The 1,437-nt window shown below is 70.6% G+C and carries 1 protein-coding gene and 2 pseudogenes; 2 read left to right on the forward strand and 1 reads right to left on the reverse strand.

What is annotated here, in order from left to right; all coding sequences use genetic code 11:
- Positions 1–330: pseudogene (locus tag IZR01_RS49155) on the forward strand (hypothetical protein); the annotation flags it as partial.
- 123 nt (positions 331–453) lie between these two features.
- Entirely contained in the window at positions 454–876 is a 423-nt protein-coding gene (locus tag IZR01_RS49160) for a DUF3151 domain-containing protein (protein ID WP_194927885.1), read from the forward strand.
- Between the two features lie 128 nt (positions 877–1,004).
- On the opposite strand, the pseudogene IZR01_RS49165 reads toward IZR01_RS49160, so the two are convergent.
- Positions 1,005–1,437: pseudogene (locus IZR01_RS49165) on the reverse strand (carbohydrate binding domain-containing protein); the annotation flags it as partial.

The following is a 1,437-nucleotide window of genomic DNA, read 5'->3' on the forward strand; positions in this document are numbered from 1 at the left end:
ACGCCCACCCCCACGGAGTCGTCACCAACGCCGACTCCCCCGCCGCCGAGCACATCATCGCCCTCGCCGTCGCCGACCACGTCCTCGACCGAGGAGCCGACCATCTGCCAGCTGGCGTGGCAGGCCCTGCAGGATCCGACGCTCCAGAACATCCTGCTGATCCTTGAGGCGCACTGGAATCCGCTGTGCGTCCCGGTGCCGTGGCTGCCGTCCTTGCCCTCGTTGCCTTCGCCGTCCCTGCCGCCGCTACCGACGTTGCCGCCGCTTACCTCACATCACGGACAGTCGCACAGTTCGCATGCCGAGAACTGGTGGGGCGACCAGCGCTGAGAGGCGACCAGCGCTGATCGGACCGCACGCGGGCGCGGCCGGCTGATGCCTGTCGAACACCAGCCGGCCGCAGCTCAAGGCGTGCTCCCGCACCGGCGCGGGTGCCGCGGGTAGCCTCTAGCCATGCACAAGGACCTTCTCGGCGCGCCGCCGCCGACTCTGCTTCCCGACGACGCGCCGGTGCGTGCCGCCCTGGCCGCGGGTACCGCCCCGGCCGAGGTGGCCGCGGCGCATCCCGCGGTTCCGGCCGCGTGGGCTGTTCTCGCCGAGGCCGCACTGGCCGCCGACGATTCCACCGCCGGTTCGGTCGCCGCCTACGCCTACGCGCGTACCGGCTACCACCGCGGCCTGGATCTGCTGCGCCGCGCCGGGTGGAAGGGCCACGGGCCGGTTCCGTGGTCGCACGAGTCCAACCGCGGGTTCCTGCGCGCGCTGAACGCCCTCGGCCTGGCCGCCGAGCGCATCGGCGAGACCGAGGAGGCCGAGCGCTGCGCCACCTTCCTCGGCGACAGCGACCCCGAGGCGTTCAAGGCGCTGCGCGGCTGAGCCGCCCGAAGCGCCAAGCCCGACGACCCGACGCCGCGACAACGCGACGAGGCCCGGAACCGCAGTGGCACACGGTTCCGGGCACTCGACCCAGCTCCTAACCGAACTCAGCCAACTGCGACTCAGGTCAGCGAGAAGTCATCCGCGTAGTACGCGCCTTGCCCGTACCACCCGTGGATCCACACCGTCACCGAAGTCACCGACGCGCCGGTGGTGAACTTCGTCGACAGCTGGCTCCAACTCGACCCGGAGGTCCACGTCGAGCTGTCGCCACCGGAGCCGGTGACGCCGAGGTACGTATAGGGACCGTTCACCCACGAGGACAACGTGTACGTGGTGTTCGGTTTTACCGCGACGGTCTGTTGGCACTGCGCGTAGTCGCTACTGCTTGGACTGCCTTGCAGTGCCTTCGACCCGCCGTGCACTGTCGAGCTCTCCACCGAGCCCAGGTTGCTCGGGCAGGTCCACGGCGAGAGCGAACCGCTCTCGAAGCCCGCGTTCTGGATTCCGCCGCCGCTGGGCGAGCTCGGCGTCGTGCTCGGCGTGGTGCTGGGAGTGGTG

The sequence above is a fragment of the Catenulispora pinisilvae genome, from assembly GCF_015356865.1.
GTDB classification, from domain to species: Bacteria; Actinomycetota; Actinomycetes; order Streptomycetales; family Catenulisporaceae; genus Catenulispora; species Catenulispora pinisilvae.

Bases quoted from the DNA above. Each gene is read 5' to 3' on its own strand.
- IZR01_RS49160 (WP_194927885.1), top strand. From the start codon at position 454: ATGCACAAGGACCTTCTCGGCGCGCCGCCGCCGACTCTGCTTCCCGAC.